The 2,712-nt window shown below is 61.8% G+C and carries 4 protein-coding genes; all 4 read left to right on the top strand.

What is annotated here, in order from left to right; genetic code table 11:
- A partial coding sequence (gene rsmI / locus NKJ40_RS31660) for a 16S rRNA (cytidine(1402)-2'-O)-methyltransferase (RefSeq protein WP_352469371.1) occupies window positions 1–607 on the top strand: 607 nt, incomplete at its 5' end.
- Window positions 600–977 (top strand): YraN family protein, encoded by a 378-nt coding sequence (locus NKJ40_RS31655; protein WP_352469370.1) that lies wholly within the window; start codon window positions 600–602, stop codon window positions 975–977. The genes rsmI and NKJ40_RS31655, both read left to right, overlap by 8 nt.
- Window positions 929–2,278 carry a complex I NDUFA9 subunit family protein gene (locus NKJ40_RS31650; protein ID WP_352469369.1) on the top strand — a complete coding sequence of 450 codons (1,350 nt, stop codon included), beginning with the start codon at window positions 929–931 and terminating at the stop codon, window positions 2,276–2,278. Before NKJ40_RS31655 ends, NKJ40_RS31650 begins: the two co-directional genes overlap by 49 nt.
- Window positions 2,279–2,361: 83 nt before the next feature.
- Window positions 2,362–2,598, top strand: coding sequence for a metallothionein (locus tag NKJ40_RS32050; RefSeq protein WP_254817997.1), 237 nt, complete (start codon window positions 2,362–2,364; stop codon window positions 2,596–2,598).
- Window positions 2,599–2,712 lie beyond the last annotated feature (114 nt).

Genomic DNA, 2,712 nt, shown 5'->3' with positions numbered 1-2,712 from the left:
GATCTCGGATGCCGGCACGCCGCTCATCTCCGACCCCGGCTACCGGCTGGTCGGCGAGGCGCTGGAACGCGGCATTCGTGTCGTGCCGATCCCCGGGCCGTCGGCGCCACTTGCCGCTCTGACGGCATCCGGCCTGCCTTCGGACGCCTTTCTGTTTGCCGGCTTCCTGCCGGTGAAGACCGGGCAGCGGCTGACGCGGCTGGAAGCGTTGAAGGCGGTGCCGGCAACGTTGATCTTCTTCGAATCGCCGCGCCGGCTGCCCGAGACGCTCAGTGCCATGGTCGAGGTGCTGGGCGGTGCCCGCAAGGCGGCGATCGGCCGCGAGCTGACCAAGACTTTCGAGGAGATGCGGACCGGCACCCTCCAGTCGCTCGCCAGCCATTACGCGGGAGCCGATACGCCCAAGGGTGAAATCGTCATCTGCGTCGGCCCGGCCGATGTGGTCGCTGATGAGCCTGAAGACATCGACCGGCTTCTGCTTTCGCTCGCCGCCGAGATGCCGGCCTCCAAGGCAGCGGCGGAAGCCGCCAAGATGACGGGTGGCCAGAAACAGGCGCTCTACCGGCGGCTGCTCGACCTCAGGGCCGGCGGAGACGGCGATGGCTGAACGGCCGAGCGCCAGCCGGCAAAAGGCCTACCGGCGCGGCCATCACGGCGAATGGCTGGCGGCGGCGGCGCTGATGCTGAAGGGCTACAGGATTTTGGCTCGCCGACACCGTACCAGGTTCGGCGAGATCGACCTGATCGCGCGGCGCGGCGATCTGGTGCTGATCGTTGAGGTCAAGGCGCGCCGCACCCTGATGGAGGCAATGGAAGCAGTCGGCCGCGAATCAGAGCGCCGCATCGAAGGCGCCGCCGATTTCTGGTTGTCGCGCCAATCCGACTACGGAAAATTATCGGTGCGCTTCGACATGGTGGCCGTACTGCCGTGGCGCTGGCCGGTGCATGTCGAGAACGTTTTCTACGGGCGGAGCTAGGCTATTCCCGAAGTGGGGTCGGTTCTGCTGCGATCTCCGGTTCAGATTATGTTGCCTATCGTCTCGTCGATGGGAACAAGGAAGTCGGGCCATTTGCTGACCTTCGATGCGCCGCGCAAAAGCGGACGTCCGGTAGGAGGCATTCGGGGTTTTTCGTCGGCAGCCTCGATCATGTGCCGGCGCTCACCTGCGTTCGCTCAATCGTTCGGTTTGTCTATCTGACTGGAACAAAAGCGTTCCTGCGTTGTTCTCCAATCGTCCTGATGTTCGACGGGCTGGTTCAAATGCCAGCCAGGGCAGTCCTCGTGGCAGCTATGCGAGGACAAGGGATGGCGAGGCAAATGGATCCTGACGATCTCAACCCGGAACGGATCGTCACCGTGTTCGGCGGAACTGGCTTTCTCGGGCGCAGGATCGTGAAGCGGCTCCTGAAAAGGGGTTTCACAGTCCGTGCCGCATCTCGCCATCCGGCTCGCGTGGCCCTGGTCTTTTCCTCGAGTACAAGGATGCCCGAAGCAGTCGAGGCGGATATATTGGATGCGTCCTCGATCGGGTCGGCCATTACCGGATCACAGGTGATCGTGAATGCTGTCAGTCTTTACGTCGAGCAGGGCGTCCAGACCTTTGAACGCGTCCATGTGAAAGCCGCGGCCGATCTCGCTGCCGCGTCGCGCAACGGCGAGATCGACCAGTTCGTCCAGATTTCAGGGATCGGCTCCGATCCTCAATCGGATTCGAATTATATAAGGGCACGTGGGCGCGGAGAAGTTGCCGTGGAAAGCGCATTTCCCGGCGCTTTCATTGTGCGTCCCGCCGTCATGACAGGACCTGACGACGCTTTCCTCACGACCATTGTGAGGATGATACGCCTCCTGCCGGTCTATCCACTGTTCGGCGATGGTGGCACACGGCTTCAGCCGGTCTATGTGGCAGACGTCGCGGAAGCAGTGAGCCGGCTGATCGACGGCCGAAGCCACAAGGGTTCAACCACATTCGAATTCGGTGGCCCGCGTATCTATACCTATAAGGAACTGCTTCGGGAGATCGCCCGACAGCTCGATACGCACGTCAAGCTGATGCCGGTGCCGTTTGCGGTATGGAACGCCTTGGCTGGCGTCGCGGAACTCCTCCCGGCCGCCCCCATAACGCGCAACCAGATCGATCTTATGCGTCAGGATAATGTGGCAGCAATCGACGCGCCGGGCCTGAAGGAACTCGACATCGAGCCGCGGGATATCGAGGAGGTGATCCGCTTGATCGAACAGCGCCGTGGCGTAGGCTCGCGCTCGTCTCCGCCTTAGGACGGCCCCCTGATCCTGGCGGGAACCTATCGCCGCGCGACAGGTTGGTCGAGCTTGAAGCCAATGAAAGAAGGAAAAGAACTATGGCCAGATGCGATCAATGCGGGAATGACTACGATAAGGCTTTCAACGTGACGATGGCCGACGAGACCTACACGTTCGACAGCTTCGAATGCGCGGTCCAGAAACTTGCACCGACGTGTCCGCATTGCGGATGCCGGATCATCGGACATGGCGTCGAACAGGATGACATCATCTACTGCTGCGCACATTGCGCCGCGGAGGAAGGTGCTAGCGCGCTGACCGATCGCGCGCCTTGATGCGCCTCCTTTGGCGTCTCTAGAGTCTTTCACGTTTTGACGGAAGCGTATCCGGCGTTTGTGAAGTAGTTTTTGCATTCGCCGGGTTCGATCGTCGCAACGAGGTGGCCGATG

The organism is Mesorhizobium sp. M0119, assembly GCF_040322615.1.
GTDB lineage: Bacteria > Pseudomonadota > Alphaproteobacteria > Rhizobiales > Rhizobiaceae > Mesorhizobium.
Note: the sequence above shows the minus strand (reverse complement) of the source record. Positions and strands in the feature narration are given on the sequence as shown.

Bases quoted from the DNA above. Each gene is read 5' to 3' on its own strand.
- NKJ40_RS32050 (WP_254817997.1), top strand. From the start codon at position 2,362: ATGGCCAGATGCGATCAATGCGGGAATGACTACGATAAGGCTTTCAAC.
- NKJ40_RS31655 (WP_352469370.1), top strand. From the start codon at position 600: ATGGCTGAACGGCCGAGCGCCAGCCGGCAAAAGGCCTACCGGCGCGGC.